We start from the raw sequence: 19,527 nt of genomic DNA, 5'->3' as shown, positions 1-19,527 counted from the left end.
TTTTTTCATGAAAGAGAGACTCACTTCACGCAAAATTATCCATTTGGCGATCGTGTTGACTATTTTGCTCGGTTTGGTTGCCTATCGAACCTGGTTCGATGGCGCGCAGACGGCGATGGCAAGCTCGGAAAAAGATCAGATTTGTGATCTGTCCCACAGCTCATGCCCTCTGCAGGCGGGGAATAAGCCGCTGACCGCCCGCATCGCCTCGCTGCCGGTACAGGCCGAACGTGACTTCGTGATACAGCTTCAGGGCGGCGATCCGGCCGTCACGCCGGTGAAGGCGTGGCTGGAGGGGCGGGACATGTTCATGGGGACCATTCCGGTCACTTTTGAGGCCACAGCCCAGGGCTGGCAAGGGACGACCCTGGTGGGATCCTGCACCTCGCCGATGATGGTCTGGCTGCTCAATATCGAGTGGAGCAATGGCCAGCGCCAGCAACTGGCGCTCTCCGTCGCCCGCTGAGAGCCTCCTTCTGAGGTGCAAAAGGAGGGGGCAAGGTGAAAATTGATTTGAATTTTTCAGGCAGGGCGTTACCTTGCACTGATTGTCAGGGAGTGAAGTTCATTTAATCATGATTGAAAAACAAGCATTTTATCGCACGCTCAACCAGCAGGCCCAGGCATTGCTGGAGGGAGAGCCGGATCTCATCGCCAACCTGGCCAACCTGTCCGCCCTGCTCAATCAGGAGCTGACCGACATCAACTGGGTCGGCTTTTACCTGTTGCAGGGGGAGACCCTGGTGCTCGGCCCGTTCCAGGGCAAGCCGGCCTGCGTACGCATTCCGGTCGGGCGCGGGGTATGCGGCACGGCGGTGGCCGAGGGCAAGACCCAGCTCATCGACGATGTGCACCAGTTTGAGGGGCATATCGCCTGCGACGGTGCCAGCAATGCCGAAATCGTGATCCCGCTGCGTCGGCGTGGCGAGATCATTGGCGTACTGGATATCGATAGTCCAATCTTTAACCGCTTTGACGAGCAGGACCGGATTGGCCTCGAAGAAACGGTGCAAATTTTGGAAAGCATGCTCTAAGTCATTGCTTGATGGTTCGCAAAAGGCCCCAAGCTCTCTATAATGGGGCCTTTGTTGTGCTCGGGCGTGCCCGCGCGTTTATATGAAAGCCAAGGTTATACATGGAAAACACTGAGAAGCTGAAGAACAGTAAAGAGATCGTTGCCTACCTGGTCGAGAAATTCCCGGCCTGCTTCATTGCTGAAGGAGAGGCCAAGCCGCTCAAGATTGGCATCTTCCAGGATTTGGCCGAGCGTCTTGCTGACGACGCCAGAGTCTCCAAGACCATGCTGCGCTCCGCTCTGCGTCAATACACCTCCAGCTGGCGTTACCTGCATGGCCTCAAGGCCGGCCAGGCCCGTGTCGATCTGGACGGCAACCCGGGCGAGCTGCTCACCGAAGAGCACATCGAGCACGCCAAGCAAGCCCTGAAGGAGAGCAAAGAGCGCGTCTTTGCCAGCCGTCGTACCAACAATAAAGAAGAGAAGGCCAAGCAGCCGCGTCGTCCTGCTCCGCGCAAGGCCGATGCCGCCACCAAGTCCAGCAAGCCGAAAGCCGCTCCCAAGGCTGCTCCGGTTGCTGACGAGGCCCCGTTGGTCAAGGTGGATGCCGCTACCCTGAAAGTAGAGCAGGGTGTGCGCGTGGTGCTGGGCAAGTCGCCGGTACCGGCCACCATCAAGGAAGTGACCAAGGATGACGTTCAGGTTCAATTGCAGACCGGCATGATGCTGCGGGTCAAATTCGAGCACCTGGTTCTCTAAGGAGACAAATGTTGAAGCATGGCGTAATTCGTTTTTCCCTCGTTGCCTGTAGCCTGGCGCTTGCCGGGCTTGCACAGGCCATCGAGCCGGTGCTCAAGGAAAGTGATTTGCCTGTGTTGGCTCAGGAGAGCCAACATGCTACGGCTAGCAAGCGAATTGCCAATCTGTTTACCCGCTCGCATTACAAGCAGTTCAAGCTGGACGATGCCTTTTCCTCCGTGATCTTTGACAAGTATCTGGAGAATCTGGATTACAGCCGCAACCTGTTTCTGGCCTCTGACATCAGCCGTTTTGAAAAGTACCGTACCGGCTTTGACACCGACCTCGAAAGAGGGCGGCTGGCACCGGCTTACGAGATGTTCAACCTGAGTCAGCAGCGGCGTTATGAGCGGTTCGAATACGCCCTCAAACTGCTCGATACTCCTTTCGATTTTACCCAGCCCGACAACTACGTGTTTGATCGGGAAGGGGCGGCCTGGCCGAAAGACGAGGCCGAACTCAACGAGTTGTGGCGCCAGCGGGTCAAGTTCGATGCCTTGAGCCTCAAGCTCAGCGGCAAGGAGTGGCCCGAGATCAAGGAGCTGCTCGGCAAGCGTTACAACAACGCCATCAAGCGGATGTCCCAGACCGAGAGCGAGGATGTATTCCAGCTCTTCATGAACTCCTTCGCTCGCGCCATTGAGCCGCACACCAGCTATCTGTCTCCGCGCAGCGCCGATCGTTTCAACACCGAGATGAACCTCTCGCTGGAGGGGATTGGGGCCGTGCTGCAGGCCGAAGATGACTTCACCGTCATTCGCTCCCTGGTGCCCGGCGGCCCTGCTGCCAAGTCCAACCACCTGAAACCGGACGACAAGATCGTCGGGGTAGGGCAGGACGACGGCAAGATTGTCGACGTGATCGGCTGGCGTCTCGATGACGTGGTCGAGCTCATCAAGGGGCCCAAGGGCAGCAAGGTGAAGCTGGAGATCCAGCGCGGTAAGGGCGCCAGCGCCAAGACCGAGCAGATCGAGCTGGTACGTGACAAGGTGCGTCTGGAAGACAGGGCCGCCAAGTCCAAGGTGATCACCGCCGAGGGCAAGAAGATCGGTGTGCTCGAGATCCCGAGCTTCTACGTCAACCTGCACGACGACGTGATCAAGGAGCTCTCCAGCCTCAACAAGCAGAAGATCGAGGGGCTGATCGTCGATCTGCGCGGCAACGGCGGCGGTGCGCTGACCGAGGCCTCTGCCTTGAGCGGCCTGTTCTTCGCGAGCGGCCCGGTGGTGCAGATCCGGGATCACATGGGCCGCATCACCGTCAACGGTGATGACGACGGCAACGTCTACTACGGCGGCCCCATGTCGGTGATGATCGACCGCTACAGCGCCTCGGCCTCCGAGATCTTCGCCGCTGCCATGCAGGATTACGGCCGCGCCCTGATCCTCGGCGAGAACTCGTTTGGCAAGGGCACGGTGCAGCAGCATCGCAGCCTCGCCAAGGTCTATGACTTCTACGAGCAGCCGCTGGGTCACGTGCAGTACACCATCGCCAAGTTCTACCGGATCAACGGTGGCAGCACCCAGAACAAGGGCGTCGCCCCGGACATCAGCTTCCCCACCGCGGTGGCACCGGAAGAGACGGGCGAGAGCCGCGAGTTCAACGCCCTGCCGTGGGACAAGATAGCGTCGGCCAAGTACGACAAGCTCGGCAACTTTGCCAGCTTGCTGCCCAAGCTGCAGGCGGCCCACGAGGCGCGGATCAACAAGGATCCGGAGTTTGCCTACGTGATGCAGGACATCGCCGAGTACAAGGAGGAGAAAGACAAGAAGTCGGTCTCCTTGAACGAGGCGGAGCGTCTGGCGGATCAGGCCAAGCAGGACGAGAAGGCGCTCAAGCGCGCCAACGAACGCCTGACTCGCCTGGGCAAGCCGACGGTGAAGAGCCTGGACGATCTGCCTGCCGATTTTGAGGCACCCGACGAGTATCTGGTCGAGGCTGCCAACATCACGGCGGATCTGGCCAAGCTCAGCAAACGCGGCTGAACAGGGACAGCCAATTAATCAACAAGGGCGACTTAGGTCGCCCTTTCCTTTACCTGAATGCAAACTATTTGACCCTGCCAACCGGTTATGACAGCCTCTGACACGTCAATAACAAGCGTGGAAGCAAACAATAATGACCGATCACTCCCAGGCCATGACGGCCAAATATCGCCAGGATTACCAGGCGCCGCTCTACTGGTGCGACAGCATCGACCTCGATTTCCAGCTGCAGGAGCCGCAGACCCGGGTCACCGCCATCTCGCGGCTGCGTCGCAACGGCGACCACAAGGAGCCGCTGGTGCTGGATGGCGAAGGGCTGGTCCTGCACGCCATCAGCGTGGACGGAGTTGCCTTTAGCCAGTACGAGCAGGGGGAGAGCAGCCTGACCCTGTTCAACCTGCCGGCAGAATGCGTGCTGACCATAGTCACCGACATCAACCCGGCCGCCAACACCGCGCTGGAAGGGCTCTACAAGTCCGGCGATGCCTACTGCACCCAGTGCGAGGCGGAGGGCTTTCGACGCATCACCTATTACATGGACAGGCCCGACATTCTGGCCCGCTACAGCACCCGCATCACCGCCGACAAGGCCAAGTATCCTTTCCTGCTCTCCAACGGCAACAAGGTTGACAGCGGCGATCTGGGTGACGGTCGCCACTTCGTGCAGTGGCAGGATCCCTTCCCCAAGCCGAGTTACCTGTTTGCGCTGGTGGCCGGGGACTTCGACGTGGAGCGCAGCCACTACACCACCAAGAGCGGCCGCAAGGTAGCCCTCGAGATCTTCGTCGACAAGGGCAACCTGGACCGCGCCGGTTTCGCCATGGAGAGCCTCATCAACTCCATGCGCTGGGACGAGCAGCGCTTCGGCCTCGAGTATGACCTCGACATCTACATGATCGTGGCGGTGGACTTCTTCAACATGGGCGCCATGGAGAACAAGGGGCTCAACATCTTCAACTCCAAGTTCGTGCTGGCCAACCCGGCTACCGCCACCGACAGCGACTACCACGGCATCGAGCGGGTGATCGGCCACGAATACTTCCACAACTGGACCGGCAACCGCGTCACTTGCCGCGACTGGTTCCAGCTCAGCCTGAAAGAGGGGCTGACGGTGTTCCGGGATCAGGAGTTCTCCTCCGATCTGGGTTCGCGCGGGGTCAATCGCATCAACAACGTGCGCACCGTGCGCGGCCCGCAGTTTGCCGAGGATGCCGGCCCCATGGCCCACCCCATCCGCCCGGATGTGGTGATCGAGATGAACAACTTCTACACCCTGACCGTTTACGAGAAGGGCTCGGAAGTGATCCGCATGCTGCACACCCTGCTGGGTGAGGATGCCTTCCAGGCGGGCATGCGCCTCTATTTCGAGCGCTTTGACGGTCAGGCCGTTACCTGTGATGACTTCGTGCAGGCGATGGAAGATGCCTCCGGGGTGGATCTCGGCCGCTTCCGCCGCTGGTACAGCCAGTCCGGCACTCCCGAGCTCACCGTGACCGACGAGTACGATGCCGACAGCGGCGTCTATCGCCTGCACGTGAGCCAGCACACCCCGCCGACCCAGGATCAGCCGCAGAAACTGCCGCTGCATATCCCCCTCGACATCGAACTCTATGATGAGCAGGGGGCCGTCATCCCGCTGCAGTACCAGGGCAAGGCCATCGGCAACGTGCTGGACGTGCTGGAAGCACAGCAGACCTTCGTGTTCGACAAGGTATCGGTCAAGCCGGTGCCCTCCCTGTTGCGGGACTTCTCGGCGCCGGTCAAACTGCATTTTGACTACAGCGACGAGGCATTGGCCTTCCTGATGCGCCATGCCCGTAACGAGTTTGCCCGTTGGGATGCGGCGCAGATGCTGATCAACAAGGCGGTGATCGACGGCGTGGCCCGGACTCAGCAAGGGCAGGGGGTTGATGTCTCCCGGACCCTGCTGGCGGCCTTTGTCGCCATCCTCGACGACGAGGGGCTCGACCCTGCCCTCAAGGCGGAGATCCTGGCGTTGCCGGGTGAGGCGACCCTGGCCGAGCTGTTCGAGGTGGCCGATGTCGATGCCATCCATCAGGTACGCAACGAGATCCAGACCTCGCTGGCCCAGGCCTTCGGGGCCCGTCTGGTGGCCTGCTACGAGAGTTTGCGCCTGCCGGCTTATCAGGTGGTGCACGCCGACATGGCCAAGCGGGCGCTCAAGGGCGTCGTGCTGGGCTATCTGGCGGCCCTCGACGCCGGCAGTGCCGATCTGCTGGTGCGCCAGCAATATGCGGCCGCCGACAACATGACCGACACCCTGGCGGCACTGCAGGTGGCCAACAGCCACCTGTTGCCGTGCCGTGCCGAGCTCTTGGCCGACTTTGAGGGCAAGTGGGCCAAGGACGGACTGGTGCTGGACAACTGGCTGCGGCTGGTGGGTGCCAAGCCGGCGGAAGACGTGCTGGAAGAGGTGAAGCAGGCGATGGCGCACCCCACCTTCAGCATTCGCAACCCGAACCGGCTGCGGGCGCTGGTGGGCAGCTTTGCCATGAACAACCAGGTGCAGTTCCATGCGCGCGATGGTCGCGGCTACCGCTTCCTGACCGATCTGCTGATCGAGCTCAACGAGGTCAATCCGCAGGTGGCATCCCGCCTCATCACTCCGCTCATCCAGTTCAAGCGGCTCGATGAGGGGCGCAAGGCGCTGATCCGCACCGAGCTGACCCGTCTGGCCAACCTCGAGGGGCTGGCGCGGGATCTGTTCGAGAAGGTGAGCAAGGCGCTGCAGCAGTAAGCACGAGCGGGCGGGGGAGTCATCTCCCGCCCTTTTACCGTGAGTCTTCAACCACGACCAGAGGAGTCATCGTGAAGCAGTTTACCTTTCGCCTTTCACTTAGCCATGACGAGGTCATGCTGATGTACCAGGGCCATGCCAAACGGCTGGTGGTGCGCAGCGAGCAGGGGCTGACCCTGGAACTGGGCATTGAGAAAATCCGGCCCTTCGTCGCCATCAGCGGGGTACATGGCTACTTTCGCCTCAAAACCCAGGACGATTACCGCTTTATCAGCCTCGAACGCATAAATTAACAAAACTCGAACATATTTCCGCGTAATTCACTGCTTTCAGTCACTATCTATCCGGTAAATCCGTAACCATCCAGTGGGATTTTCTGTTTTTTGCCAGAACGGCAAAATTTTTCACAGCTTAAGGCGTGATCTGCCCCTTGTTTTTAACAACTCATTATCACCTTTGCTCGCCTTCCTTGATCCAAGACATTACACTTCGCAGCAACTCTGTACCGGTGGGCATCCAGGGTGGATGTCTCTGTGTCGGTGGTTAATGTCGTCCGATAAGGAATATAGAAATGGCATTGAAAGACGCCCCTACCTCAGTTCTGCTCGAAAACGTTCTCAGCCTGATCCATCAGAAGTTGCCCAAGAAGAGTGCCTCCCTAGTCGAGTGCTTCGTCGCCAAGTTCTACGGCAACATGGCGAGCACCGATCTGCACGATCGCAATGACAGCGATCTCTATGGCGCCGCGCTCAGCCTGTGGAATGCGCTCAACCAGCGCACCAGCACAGAGCCCTATATCCGGGTCTACAATCCCGAGCTGACCCGCCACGGCTGGCAGTCTCCCCATACCATCGTCGAAATCATCCTGCAGGACTCCCCCTTCCTGGTGGATTCCATCCGCATGGCGCTCAAGCGCCGGGGCATCACGGCGCACATGATGCTGCACCAGCCGCTGCACCTCATTCGCGGCAGTGAAGGCAAGATCAGCGCCATTCTGGATCTGGACAACACGGCCGAACAGACTTCCGTCGAGACTGCCTTCCTCATCGAAATCGATCACCTCACCAGTGAGGAGCAGATGGAAGGGCTGACCGCCGAGCTCAACTCCGTCGCCGGTGAAGTGGCCCTGGCGGTCGGTGACTGGCAGCCCATGCTGGCACGCCTGAACGAGATCATCGACGAGCTGCCCAAACGCAAACACCCGGTCAGCAAGGCCGAGGTGGACTCCTGCGTCGCCTTCCTCAAATGGGTGGCCGCTCACAACTTCACCCTGATGGGCTATCGTCGCTACGACGTCAAGGCGGTGGAGGGGGATCACGAGATCCTGCCGCAACCGGATTCGAGCCTGGGTCTGATGAAGAACTCCATCAAGGATGAGGGGCAGCGCCTGGGCACCATGCCGGCCAGTGCCCGTCACGCAGCCCTGAGCTCCTCTTTGTTGATCCTCACCAAGTCCAACAGCAAATCACGGGTGCACCGCCCGGCTTATGTGGACTACATCGGCATCAAGCGCTTCGACGAGCATGGCAAGGTGGTAGGCGAAGATCGCTTCATCGGCCTCTATGCCTCCTCCATCTACAACACCAGCGCGACCCAGATCCCGCTCATCAGCCACCGCCTCGAGCGCATCATGGCCGCCTCCGGTCACGAGAAGGGTTCCCATGCCTACAAGGCGCTGCTGAACGTACTGGAAACCTACCCGCGCGATGAGCTGATCCAGGCTCGCGAAGAGGAGCTGCTGGCCACCGGTCTCGGGGTGCTGGAGATGCAGGAGCGCGACATGCTGCGCCTGTTCGTGCGCCGCGACGTCTACGGCCGCTTCTTCTCCTGCATGGTCTATGTCACCAAGGAGCGCTACAACACGGCGCTGCGGGTCAAGACCCAGCAGATCCTGCAGAAGTATTTCGGCAGCAACGAAGAGGTGGAGTTCAACGTCTACTTCACCGAGGGCGTGCTGGCACGGACCCACTACATAGTGCGGGTCAACAACAACAACGTGGATGTGGATGTGAACGAAGTACAGAACAACCTGATTGAAGCGGCCCGCAGCTGGGATGACCGTCTGGACTCCGTGCTGCTCTCTCACTACGGTGAAGCCCGTGGTAACGAACTGCGCCGCCGTTTCAGCACCGCCTTCCCCCGCGCCTACAAGGAAGACGTGCTGCCGGGTTCCGCCGTGGCCGACATCATGGAGCTGGACAACCTGAGCGAGGCCAATCCGCTCGGCATGCTGTTCTACCGCGCCCAGGAGGAAGAGAACGATCGCCGGGTCCGCCTCAAACTGTTCCACCGCACCGAACCCATCCACCTCTCCGATGTGCTGCCCATGCTGGAAAACATGGGGCTGCGGGTCATCGGCGAAACCCCGTATCAGGTGCGCACCCCGGCGGGCGACATCTTCTGGATCCTCGACTTCTCCATGCTGCTGCATGGGGAGCAGCCGTTCGATCTGGAGCAGAGCCAGCAGCGCTTCCAGCAGGCCTTCGCGGCCATCTGGAACAAGCAACTGGAAGATGACGGCTTCAACCGGCTGGTGCTGGGCGCCGGCCTCACCGGTCGTCAGGTATCCGTGCTGCGCGCCTATGCCAAATACATGCGTCAGACCGGCGTCTCCTTCAGCCAGTCCTATATCGAAGAGACCCTGACCCGCTACCCGGATATCGCCCAGCTGCTGTTCACCCTGTTCGAACAGCGCCTGGATCCGGCCGGCAAGCAGGACGCCAAGGTACAGGCCAAGCTGCACGAGCAGCTCGCCGCCAAGCTCGATCAGGTTGCCAACCTGGACGACGATCGCATCATCCGCCGCTATGTGGAGATGATCGACGCCACCCTGCGCACCAACTACTACCAGCTGGACAAGGCGGGCAACATCAAGCCCTACGTCTCCTTCAAGCTGGCCCCCTCCAGCATCACCGACATGCCGTTGCCGCTGCCGAAGTTCGAGATTTTCGTCTACTCGCCGCGGGTGGAAGGGGTGCACCTGCGCTGGGGCAAGGTAGCCCGTGGCGGTCTGCGCTGGTCCGATCGCAAGGAGGACTTCCGTACCGAAGTGTTGGGTCTGGTAAAAGCCCAGCAGGTGAAGAATACCGTCATCGTGCCGGTGGGAGCCAAAGGCGGTTTCTACTGCAAACAGATGCCGGCGGGGGCGCCCCGTGCCGTCATCCAAGAGGAGGGCAAGGCTTGCTATCGCCTGTTCATCCGTGGCCTGCTGGACGTGACCGACAACATCATCGGTGGTGAGGTGATCCCGCCCAAATCCGTGGTGCGTCACGACGAGGATGACTACTACCTGGTAGTGGCCGCCGACAAGGGCACTGCGACCTTCTCCGACATCGCCAACGAGATAAGCCTCGAATACGGCCACTGGCTGGGCGATGCCTTTGCCTCCGGCGGCTCGGTCGGTTATGACCACAAGAAGATGGGCATTACCGCCCGTGGCGCCTGGGAGTCGGTCAAGCGCCACTTCCGTGAGATCGGCGTCAACTGCCAGACCACCGACTTCACCTGCGTCGGCATCGGTGACATGGCGGGGGACGTGTTTGGCAACGGCATGCTGCTCTCCGAGCACACCCAGCTGGTGGGCGCCTTCAACCACATGCACATCTTCGTCGATCCGACCCCCAATGCGGCCAAGAGCTTCGTCGAGCGCAAGCGCCTGTTCGAGCTGCCAGGCTCAAGCTGGGATGACTACAACCGGGAACTGATCTCGGCAGGGGGCGGCATCTTCCTGCGCTCGGCCAAGTCCATCAAGCTGAGCCCCGAGATGCAGACCCTGCTCGGCACCGACAAGGCCAGCATGGCCCCGAACGAGCTGATCAAGGCGCTGCTCTGCCTGAACGTCGATCTGCTGTGGAACGGCGGCATCGGCACCTATGTGAAGAGTGCCCGCGAGAGCGATGCCGAAGTGGGCGATCGCAGCAACGATGTGCTGCGGGTCAACGGTCGCGATCTGCGGGCCCGCATCGTGGGTGAGGGCGGCAACCTCGGCTTCACCCAGCTCGGCCGGGTGGAGTACGCCAGCCAGGGTGGTCGCATCAACACCGACTTCACCGACAACGTGGGCGGGGTGGATTGCTCCGACAACGAGGTGAACATCAAGATCCTGCTGAACCAGCTGGTGGCGGCTGGCGATCTGACCCTCAAGCAGCGCAACCAGATGCTCTACGAGATGACCGACGATGTGGCGCAGATTGTCATCACCAACGCCTATCGCCAGTCCCAGTCTATCTCGGTGACCAGCTTCCGCGGCGCCGAGCAGCTCAAGGAGCAGCAGCGCTTCATTCAGGGGCTGGAGCGGGAAGGCAAGCTAGACCGTGGCCTCGAGTTCCTGCCCTCCGACGAGGAGCTCTCCGAGCGGATGGCGGCAGGGCAGGGGTTGACCCGACCCGAGCTGGCGGTGCTGGTGGCCTACGGCAAGATGGTGCTCAAAGAGCAGCTCAACTGCCCGGAAGTGACCGACGAGCCCTTCCTCGCCAACATGCTGGTGACCAGCTTCCCGGCCAAGCTGCAGCAGCAGTTCGGGGCGGCGCTTGCCCAGCATCCGCTGCGCGGCGAGATCATCGCGACCCGGGTGGCCAACATGCTGGTCAACGACATGGGGCTCAACTTCGCCAGCCGGATGAAGGACGAGACCGGTGCCTCGGTGGCGGAAGTGGCTTGCTGCTTCGCCATGGCGCGCGAGGTGTTTGGCCTCAACCAGCTGTGGCGCGACATCGAAGGGTGTGACAACCTGGTGGATGCCCAGACCCAGCTCGAACTGATGTTCTACAGCCGTCGCATCGTGCGCCGTGCCACCCGCTGGTTCCTGCGCGCCCGCAACCGCAGCTGGAGCATCAGCGAGAACATCGCCTTCTTCCGTCCGGCCTTCGAGACGCTGGGTCAGCACCTCTACGAGGTGATGGACGAGAGCGAAGTAGCCGAGCACCAGCAGGCGGTCGCCGCCCTGGTGGCCAAGCAGGTGCCACAAGCCATCGCCCGTCAGGTGGCCCACATGAGCAGCCTCTTCTCCAGCCTGGATCTGGCGCAGATTGCCGCGGAGCACAAGACCGACATCCTGCGCGCCGCCAACGTCTACTATCGCCTCGGCGCCAAGCTGGATCTGCACTGGTTCCTCGATCAGATCAATCATCAACCGGTGGGCAACCACTGGCAGGCGATGGCGCGGGCCTCCTTCCGCGAAGATCTGGACTGGCAGCAACGCAGTCTCACTTCCGTTGTACTGGAAGGGTGCAAAGATCAGGGAGAATGCGCTACCATACTGGCCGACTGGATTTCGGAGCATGAGCAACTCTTGTCCCGTTGGACCCACATGTTGGCCGACTTCAAGACCACCAGCACTCACGAGTTCGCCAAGTTCTCGGTGGCCTTGCGAGAGTTGAACCTGCTCCAGTTGAATTGCCGAACCTCGGCATAACCCCAAAAGCCCCGGCCAGTTGCCGGGGCTTTTTTTAAGGAGCAAACATGCTGTACCCTCTCGCCAGGCATTTCCTGTTCAAGCTCAATCCGGAACAGGCGCACGATCTCTCCATCAAATATTTGCCCCGCCTTCTCGGTACACCGCTCGATTGTTTCTTCCGCCACTCCCTGCCAAAACGCCCCGTCACCGTCATGGGGCTTTCTTTTGCCAATCCGGTGGGTCTGGCGGCCGGGCTCGACAAGGACGGTGAGTGTATCGATGCCTTCGGGGCCATGGGGTTCGGTTTTATCGAGGTCGGTACTGTCACCCCCAGACCCCAGAGCGGCAATGACAAACCCCGTCTGTTCCGGGTCATTCCGGCCGAGGGGATCATCAACCGGATGGGCTTCAACAACAAAGGGGTCGACCACCTGGTTGCTCAGGTCAAGCAGGCCAAATATCAGGGGGTGATCGGCATCAATATCGGCAAGAACAAGGACACCCCCATCGAGCAGGGCAAGGATGATTATCTGATCTGCATGGACAAGGTGTATGACCATGCCGGTTATATTGCCGTCAATATCTCTTCCCCCAATACCCCTGGGCTGCGTTCGCTGCAATATGGCGAGGCACTGGATGAACTGTTGGCCGCCCTCAAGATTCGTCAGCAGGAGCTGGCCGCGCAATATAAGAAGTACGTGCCGCTGGCCGTTAAAATTGCGCCAGATTTGACCTCGGATGAAATTAATCAAGTCGCCGCATCCTTGATAAAAAATGGCATCGATGGCGTGATTGCCACCAATACCACCCTCGAGCGCGACATGATTTATGACATGCCTCATGCCGGTGAAGCGGGGGGACTCAGCGGTCGTCCTCTGCAGCACAAGAGTACCGAGGTGATCCGCCAGCTGGCCAAGGCGCTGGATGGTGCGCTGCCCATTATCGGGGTCGGCGGCATCGACAGCGCCATGGCGGCCCGCGAGAAGCTGGCGGCGGGTGCCAGTCTGGTCCAGATTTATAGCGGTTTTATTTATAAAGGCCCGGATCTGGTCAAAGAGATTGTGACCCATATATAAGAAATAAATCGGTGCCCTTTATTTAAAGTTGCTGAAATTCTCGACATGGAATAAAGTCGAGTAACGACTTCCAGTAAGGGCACCTCCATGTGTATCCAACCCAATGACAATTGGCAGTGGCATTATGATGCTCATGACGATCGTCTGATGCTGGATTTATCCGATCGCATGATATTTGCCACCGAATATAAAGGGCGGCAATTGGTGCCTAGCTCCTTCACCACCCAGCCGTTTTGTGTGGATGATGCCGCGCTCTATTATCAGCTGATGGACAGAGTGGCAGAACTGGAGTGGAGCGTGCCACATCAGGTGCAGCTGGTCCTCAATGCCATCGCCGTCAGCCGCTTTTACAAACCCTTGATGCCACAAAGCTGGTTCTTTGGCGAAACCCATCCGGTTATCACTCCGGAAACCGGTGCACTGGTGTGCATGGGGACGCCTCATGGCAAGGGGGAGTTTCTGGTGATTGAAGCCGGCGATCAGGCTAGCGTCTGTTTGAACCTGACCGACGATCTGATATTGACCACCAGCAAGACACTGCCCCGGTTTGGCGTCATCAAGGTGATGAACAATCGCATGAGCCCAAGACCCGCGGCTCAGGCGCAATATCGCCAAGTCGGTTGATATATTCCCGCATAACGTTACCTGCCATCTGAGGAGGGCAACTGACAATAGATTGCCAGTTGTCATCACTTTCATTTCCATTCTGAACCTGGTCTGAACGTTCACAAGGCCGAACGATATTTAATTTAATCGTTGACCGTTGTGGCCGGTGGAAATGTGAACTGTGCCACTTGAGGCTTTTCCATAAACTACGTAATCTCAAAATGCGAGTGTAATAATGTGCGTGTATCTGGTTGATACGTGTAAGTAGCATGATCAAGGAAATGACTCATGAAAATAAACAAGTATCTATTGGCCAGCAGTCTATTCCTTCTCCCCTTGACTACCTCGGCGGCAGAAGATTTGTCAGTTCTCATCTATGGAGCATCAATACACAGCGGGTGTGAGAAGGCCAAAGGGCCACACGGGAAGACTTGTGACTTCAACAATATCAACCCTGGTTTGGGCGTTGACTGGGTATTCTTGGGGGATCAGGATACCGGCAAGCTCTCATTGCGTGGTGGGGCTTATGAAGACTCTTATGAAAAATTGGCAGCATTTGCCGGCTTTATGTACCGCAAGGAGTGGTATTTGACCGAGAGCTTCTTTGCTGGTCTCGGGTTGCAGGCCGGTTATCTTGATGGCTCTGGCATGAATGGCTTCGCCGTGCTGCCCGTTGTCAGCCTGGGTTACAAGAATGTGGCATTGGAAATAGGATACGCTCCCAAGATGGACCACGTCCCCGGCAGAAAACATGCTGCAGTGACTTCATTTGGTTTGCGCTGGGCAATTTAAGGCAACCAGACCGATGACAGACCCGCATCAAGCGGGTCTTTTCATTTTACGTTATCTTGTTTGTCATCTGGATACCCGCTTGTCGCGGTCAATAGCGTCAAATACAGGAAGTTATTTTTTCATTCTGGCGCCAGTGAATAAAGACCAATAAAAATGCCCTCACGTCAATTCGAGGCGAGGGCGACAAACACACACTACAGGAGGAATAAGCTGTTGTATCAACAACACGGGACTATTCTAAAACCTGTAGTTTCTCTTGAAACCTGATAGATATGACAGGCGGGGCAATGTCGGCATAAACGGGGAGGGGATGTAAAAAAATAGCCCTCCCGTTTACGGACGATAACGGGAGGGCAAAGCACGGGGTTTACAGAAAGGACTTGCTCTGTCGTGAAGAATAATAACGATTTGAGCTTTGTTTGACTCCTGTCAGATGTGGCAATTTAGAAGAGGGAAAGGGGGAATATATATCCGGATAACGGATCAAGACTTGCTCGCAAAATAGCCGATGCTGCTTTTTGTGCCATCACTCGCATTGACGTTGCGTGTGCTGTCGTTACGGAGTCACTCGCTTGTCATCAATGTCACCATTACCGGCCTTCATCCTGCACAGGCTCAACCACAGCCTCAGGGTCAACTGCGCGCTCTTTATGCAGACATGCCCAAGCTTTTGCTGCTCCGGATCGCCGCTTAAGGTATAATGCGGCACTATTTTTATGGCTTCCCCGTGAGCGTGATGAAAGAATTTTTTGCAACCTGCCCCAAGGGGCTGGAAAACCTGTTGGCCGTCGAGCTGACCAATCTGGGTGCAGAGCAGGTCCGCGAGACCGTGGCCGGCGTCCATTTCTGCGGCGAGCTGGCCATCGGTTACAAGGCCTGTCTGTGGAGCCGTTTTGCCTCCCGCATCGTGCTGGTGCTCTCCGAGTTCCAGATGAACGACGATCTGGACCTCTATCTGGGCGCCCATACCATTCCCTGGGAAGAGCACTTCTCCGGCACCGCCACCATAGCGGTGGATTTCACCGGTACCAATGCCTCCATTCGCAACACCCAGTACGGCGCGCTCAAGATCAAGGACGCCATCGTCGATCGCTTCACCAAGCGTGGTCATGTGCGCCCGGACGTGGACAAGAAATCCCCGGACATTCGCATCATGGCCCATCTGGGCAAGGGCAAGGCCAATATCACGCTGGACTTGTCAGGCCCCGCGCTGCACCAGCGCTTCTATCGTCAGGGCACCGGTGAGGCACCGCTCAAAGAGAACCTGGCCGCGGCCATGATCGCCCGTAGCGGCTGGGCCGGTGAGCCCATGATGGACCCCATGTGCGGTTCCGGTACCCTGCTGATTGAAGCGGCCTTTATCGCCGCCGACATGGCGCCGGCCCTGCGCCGCGAGCGCTTCGGTTTCGATCGCTGGCTGCAGCATGACAGCGAACTGTGGCAAAGCCTGATGATGGAGGCGCAAGTGCGCGCCAAACGAGGCATGCAGCGCTGCGAGGTGAAGCTGTTCGGTTGTGATGCCGACTCCCGCGTGTTGCTCAAAGCCCGTGACAACGCCAAAGCCGCCGGCGTGGCTCATCTCATCACCTTCAAACAGGCCGATGCGACCGCCTTGGAAAACCCGCTGCCCATGGCGGCGGAAGGGGAGACCCGTCAGGTCGGCATGCTCATTTCCAACCCGCCCTATGGCGAGCGTCTCGGTGAGTTCCCGGCGCTGCTGGAGGTGCACCAGGCCCTTGGCGATGCCCTGCGTCGCAGCTTCCAGGGGTGGAAAGTCTCGATCCTTTCTGCCTCCCCCGAGCTGCTCAGCTGTCTGCGCCTGCGCGCCGACAAGCAATATCGCCTGTTCAACGGGGCGCTCGAGTGTCAGCTGCGCAACTACCAGATCGCGCTGGACTCCGTGGCCTCCCAAAAAGAGGTGGCGCAGGACTTTGCCAACCGTCTGCGCAAGAATCTGAAGGCCCTCGAGAAGTGGGCGAAGAAAGAGAACCTCGACTGCTACCGTCTCTACGACGCCGATCTGCCGGAGTACAACGCCGCCATCGACCGCTATCAGGACTACCTGGTGGTGCAGGAGTACGCGGCGCCCAAGGATATCCCCGCCCAGAAGACCCGTCAGCGCCTGCTCGACATGGTACAGGCCGCCATCAAGGTGACCGGCATGGATGGCGAGAAGGTGATCCTGAAGGTGCGCGAGCGTCAGGAAGGCAAACAGCAGTACCAGAAGCTCTCCGAAGAGCAGCACCGGATGGAGGTGCAGGAGTACGGTGCCCGTCTGTGGGTCAACCTCTACGACTATCTGGATACCGGCCTGTTCCTCGACCACCGTCAGACCCGCCGCATGCTGGGGGAGATGGCCCGTGGCAAGCGCTTCCTGAATCTCTTTGCCTACACCGGCAGTGCCACCGTGCACGCGGGTCTGGGCGGTGCCAGCGAAACCACCACGGTGGACATGTCGCGCACCTACCTGAACTGGGCGCAGGACAACATGCGCCTCAACTCGCTGGTGGGCCGCGAACACAAGTTCGTGCAGGCGGACTGCCTGAAGTGGCTCTCCGAGGCGGACGAGCAGTACGACCTCATTTTCATCGATCCGCCCACCTTCTCCAACTCCAAGCGGATGGACGAGAGCTTCGACGTACAGCGCGATCACCTGTTGCTGATGCAGCATCTCAAGAGTCTGCTGGCCGCGGGTGGCACCTTGGTGTTCTCCAACAACAAGCGCCACTTCAAGATGGATCTGGCCGGTCTCGAGGCCATCGGTCTCAAGGCCCAGAACATCACCGGCAAGACCCGGCCGAAGGATTTCGAGCGCAACCAGCATATCCACAACTGCTGGATCATCACTCATGCCGAGGCCCAAGGCTGATGCTGACCCTGTTTCACACCGACGGTTGCCACCTGTGCGAACAGGCGTGGGGGCTGGTGGAGCAGGCCGGCCTTGCCGGCAGGACCCGCCGCTGCGACATCCTGGATGACGCCGACTGGCTCGAGGCCTACCGGGTGCGCATTCCGGTCGTGCGCGACGAGGCCGGGCGTGAACTGGGTTGGCCCTTTACCCTGGCGGAGCTGCAAGCGTGGCTTGCCGCCCGGGAGTAGTGGGCGATTTGACGATGAAACGGGGGGAGACTCAGTCTGCCGCCCGTTTTTTCATTAGCAAGAAGGAACAAGAATGGCTCTTTTGACATTGCACGGCGCTTCCCTGTCGTTCAGTGATTTTCCGCTGCTCGACCAGGCCGAGCTCACCATCGAGCGGGGCGAGCGCCTCTGTCTAGTGGGGCGCAACGGGGCGGGCAAGTCCACTCTGATGAAGGTGATCGCCGGCGAACTGCCGCTCGATGACGGCCGTCTGGTACTGCAGCAAGACTTGAAAGTGACCCGCCTCGAGCAGGATCCCCCCGCCTCGAGCGAGCTCACCGTGTTTGACTACGCCGCCGAAGGGCTGGCCGGGGTAGGGGTGCTGCTCAAGCAGTATCACCATATCTCCATGGAGCTGGCACACGATGCCTCCGATGCCAACATTCGCAAGATGAGCCAGTTGCAGGAGCAGCTCGACTACCAGAACGGCTGGCAGTTCGAGACCCGCATCAACCAGGTGCTGACCCTGCTCGGTCTGGATCCCGACGTGACCCTCGACAGCCTCTCCGGTGGCTGGCTGCGCAAGGTGGCCCTGGCCCGCGCGCTGGCCTGCGATCCGGATCTGCTGCTGCTGGACGAGCCGACCAACCACCTGGACATCGATGCCATCAACTGGCTGGAAGAGTTTCTCAAGGATTTTCGCGGTGCCATCGTCTTCATCTCCCACGACCGGGAGTTCATCCACAAGCTGGCGACCCGGATCATCGATCTGGATCGCGGCGTGATCACCTCCTGGCCCGGCAATTACGACGAGTACCTGCAGGGCAAGGAGGAGTGGCTGCGGGTCGAGGAGCTGAAAAATGCCGAGTTCGATCGCAAGCTGGCCCAGGAAGAGGTGTGGGTGCGCCAGGGGATCAAGGCCCGCCGTACCCGCAACGAGGGACGAGTGCGTGCCCTCAAGGCGATGCGCATGGAGCGGACCCAGCGCCGTGAGCTGCAGGGCAAGGCCAAGCTGCAACTGGACGAAGCGGGCCGCTCCGGCAAGCTGGTATTTGAAAGTGAAGGCTTGGGTCTCGACTTTGGCGATCGCACCCTGTTTCAGGGGCTGGATCTGCAGGTGTTGCGTGGCGACAAGATTGCGCTGGTCGGCCCCAACGGCTGTGGCAAGTCGACCCTGATCAAGCTGCTGCTCGGCCAGCTCGAGGCAACCCGCGGCTCGGTGCGGCAGGGCACCAACCTGGAAGTGGCCTACTTCGATCAGTACCGCGAACAGCTCGACCCCGAGAAGACGGTGGTGGACAACGTCGGCGAGGGCAAGCAGGAGGTGATGGTGCGCGGCCGCTCCCGTCACATCCTCGGCTACCTGCAGGACTTCCTGTTTGAGCCAAAACGGGCACGCACCCCGGTGAAAGCCTTGTCAGGGGGCGAAAAAAACCGTTTACTGTTGGCCAAATTGTTCTTGAAGCCCAGTAATTTACTGATCCTCGATGAACCAACCAACGACCTGGATGTCGAAACGCTGGAACTGCTGGAAGAGCTGCTGGCGGACTATCCCGGTACCCTGCTGCTGGTGAGCCACGATCGTCGTTTCATCGACAATACCGTGACCGGTTGCTGGTTGTTTGAAGGGGATGGGCGGATCAGTGATTATGTGGGGGGCTATGCCGACATGATGGCCACCCGTGCCCAGCAGCAGTCTCAGCTGGCCGCACAGCCGGCGGCGAAGCAGCCCCAGAGCAAGGCGCCAGAGCCTGTCGTGACGCAGGCGACGGTCGCGGCAAAACAGAAGAAACTCTCTTACAAGTTGCAGCTGGAGCTGGATAATCTGCCAGCCCGGCTGGAACAGCTGGAGGCGGAGCTGGATGCCCTGCAGACGGAGATCAACCACCCCGGTTTCTTCTCCCTGCCTGCGGAGCAAACCCAGACCAAACTGGATGCCCTGAATGCCGCAGAGGCGGCATTGGAACAAGCCTTCTCCCGCTGGGAGGAGTTGGAAGCGTTGAAACATCAGGACTAAGGAAGTA

13 protein-coding genes are annotated in these 19,527 nt (G+C 59.5%); all 13 read left to right on the top strand.

Features of this window, described 5'->3' with window-relative positions:
- Positions 1–7 precede the first annotated feature (7 nt).
- Positions 8–466: a hypothetical protein gene (locus I6L33_RS15760; protein ID WP_010634019.1), complete on the top strand. Its 459-nt coding sequence runs from the start codon at positions 8–10 to the stop codon at positions 464–466.
- A 109-nt stretch (positions 467–575) separates the two neighbouring features.
- Complete coding sequence (locus I6L33_RS15755; protein ID WP_005300791.1) at positions 576–1,034, top strand: GAF domain-containing protein; 459 nt, start codon at positions 576–578, stop codon at positions 1,032–1,034.
- A gap of 101 nt (positions 1,035–1,135) precedes the next feature.
- Positions 1,136–1,774, top strand: coding sequence for an RNA chaperone ProQ (gene proQ, locus I6L33_RS15750; RefSeq protein WP_024941807.1), 639 nt, complete (start codon positions 1,136–1,138; stop codon positions 1,772–1,774).
- Positions 1,775–1,782: 8 nt separating this feature from the next.
- A complete protein-coding gene (gene prc, locus I6L33_RS15745) occupies positions 1,783–3,798 on the top strand; it encodes a carboxy terminal-processing peptidase (RefSeq protein WP_017780109.1) in 2,016 nt (671 codons plus the stop codon).
- A gap of 133 nt (positions 3,799–3,931) precedes the next feature.
- On the top strand, positions 3,932–6,556 hold the full coding sequence (gene pepN / locus I6L33_RS15740) for an aminopeptidase N (protein WP_216972886.1): 2,625 nt from the start codon (positions 3,932–3,934) through the stop codon (positions 6,554–6,556).
- Positions 6,557–6,627: 71 nt separating this feature from the next.
- Complete coding sequence (locus tag I6L33_RS15735) at positions 6,628–6,849, top strand: DUF2835 domain-containing protein (RefSeq protein WP_005300804.1); 222 nt, start codon at positions 6,628–6,630, stop codon at positions 6,847–6,849.
- Positions 6,850–7,127: 278 nt separating this feature from the next.
- Positions 7,128–11,969: an NAD-glutamate dehydrogenase gene (locus I6L33_RS15730; protein ID WP_201971735.1), complete on the top strand. Its 4,842-nt coding sequence runs from the start codon at positions 7,128–7,130 to the stop codon at positions 11,967–11,969.
- A 47-nt stretch (positions 11,970–12,016) separates the two neighbouring features.
- Positions 12,017–13,027: a quinone-dependent dihydroorotate dehydrogenase gene (pyrD, locus tag I6L33_RS15725; protein ID WP_216972885.1), complete on the top strand. Its 1,011-nt coding sequence runs from the start codon at positions 12,017–12,019 to the stop codon at positions 13,025–13,027.
- Positions 13,028–13,114: 87 nt separating this feature from the next.
- A complete protein-coding gene (locus I6L33_RS15720) occupies positions 13,115–13,651 on the top strand; it encodes a cell division protein ZapC (RefSeq protein ID WP_010634013.1) in 537 nt (178 codons plus the stop codon).
- A 270-nt stretch (positions 13,652–13,921) separates the two neighbouring features.
- Positions 13,922–14,425, top strand: a complete 504-nt coding sequence (locus I6L33_RS15715) for a hypothetical protein (protein WP_124249443.1) — start codon at positions 13,922–13,924, stop codon at positions 14,423–14,425.
- Positions 14,426–15,125: 700 nt separating this feature from the next.
- On the top strand, positions 15,126–17,294 hold the full coding sequence (gene rlmKL, locus I6L33_RS15710; RefSeq protein ID WP_216972884.1) for a bifunctional 23S rRNA (guanine(2069)-N(7))-methyltransferase RlmK/23S rRNA (guanine(2445)-N(2))-methyltransferase RlmL: 2,169 nt from the start codon (positions 15,126–15,128) through the stop codon (positions 17,292–17,294).
- Complete coding sequence (locus tag I6L33_RS15705) at positions 17,294–17,524, top strand: glutaredoxin family protein (protein ID WP_017780103.1); 231 nt, start codon at positions 17,294–17,296, stop codon at positions 17,522–17,524. The genes rlmKL and I6L33_RS15705 overlap by 1 nt, the downstream gene beginning before the upstream one ends.
- A 73-nt stretch (positions 17,525–17,597) precedes the next feature.
- Positions 17,598–19,520 carry an ABC transporter ATP-binding protein gene (locus tag I6L33_RS15700; RefSeq protein ID WP_216972883.1) on the top strand — a complete coding sequence of 641 codons (1,923 nt, stop codon included), beginning with the start codon at positions 17,598–17,600 and terminating at the stop codon, positions 19,518–19,520.
- Positions 19,521–19,527: the final 7 nt, after the last annotated feature.

Origin of the sequence: Aeromonas sp. FDAARGOS 1403, from assembly GCF_019047325.1 — a bacterium.
GTDB classification, from domain to species: domain Bacteria; phylum Pseudomonadota; class Gammaproteobacteria; order Enterobacterales; family Aeromonadaceae; genus Aeromonas; species Aeromonas dhakensis.
The sequence above is the reverse complement of the archived record's forward strand: the minus strand, read 5'-3'. Positions and strand labels throughout refer to the sequence as shown.

Bases quoted from the DNA above. Each gene is read 5' to 3' on its own strand.
- I6L33_RS15760 (WP_010634019.1), top strand. From the start codon at position 8: ATGAAAGAGAGACTCACTTCACGCAAAATTATCCATTTGGCGATCGTG.
- I6L33_RS15755 (WP_005300791.1), top strand. From the start codon at position 576: ATGATTGAAAAACAAGCATTTTATCGCACGCTCAACCAGCAGGCCCAG.
- proQ (WP_024941807.1), top strand. From the start codon at position 1,136: ATGGAAAACACTGAGAAGCTGAAGAACAGTAAAGAGATCGTTGCCTAC.
- prc (WP_017780109.1), top strand. From the start codon at position 1,783: ATGTTGAAGCATGGCGTAATTCGTTTTTCCCTCGTTGCCTGTAGCCTG.
- pepN (WP_216972886.1), top strand. From the start codon at position 3,932: ATGACCGATCACTCCCAGGCCATGACGGCCAAATATCGCCAGGATTAC.
- I6L33_RS15730 (WP_201971735.1), top strand. From the start codon at position 7,128: ATGGCATTGAAAGACGCCCCTACCTCAGTTCTGCTCGAAAACGTTCTC.
- pyrD (WP_216972885.1), top strand. From the start codon at position 12,017: ATGCTGTACCCTCTCGCCAGGCATTTCCTGTTCAAGCTCAATCCGGAA.
- I6L33_RS15720 (WP_010634013.1), top strand. From the start codon at position 13,115: ATGTGTATCCAACCCAATGACAATTGGCAGTGGCATTATGATGCTCAT.
- I6L33_RS15715 (WP_124249443.1), top strand. From the start codon at position 13,922: ATGAAAATAAACAAGTATCTATTGGCCAGCAGTCTATTCCTTCTCCCC.
- rlmKL (WP_216972884.1), top strand. From the start codon at position 15,126: ATGCGGCACTATTTTTATGGCTTCCCCGTGAGCGTGATGAAAGAATTT.
- I6L33_RS15705 (WP_017780103.1), top strand. From the start codon at position 17,294: ATGCTGACCCTGTTTCACACCGACGGTTGCCACCTGTGCGAACAGGCG.
- I6L33_RS15700 (WP_216972883.1), top strand. From the start codon at position 17,598: ATGGCTCTTTTGACATTGCACGGCGCTTCCCTGTCGTTCAGTGATTTT.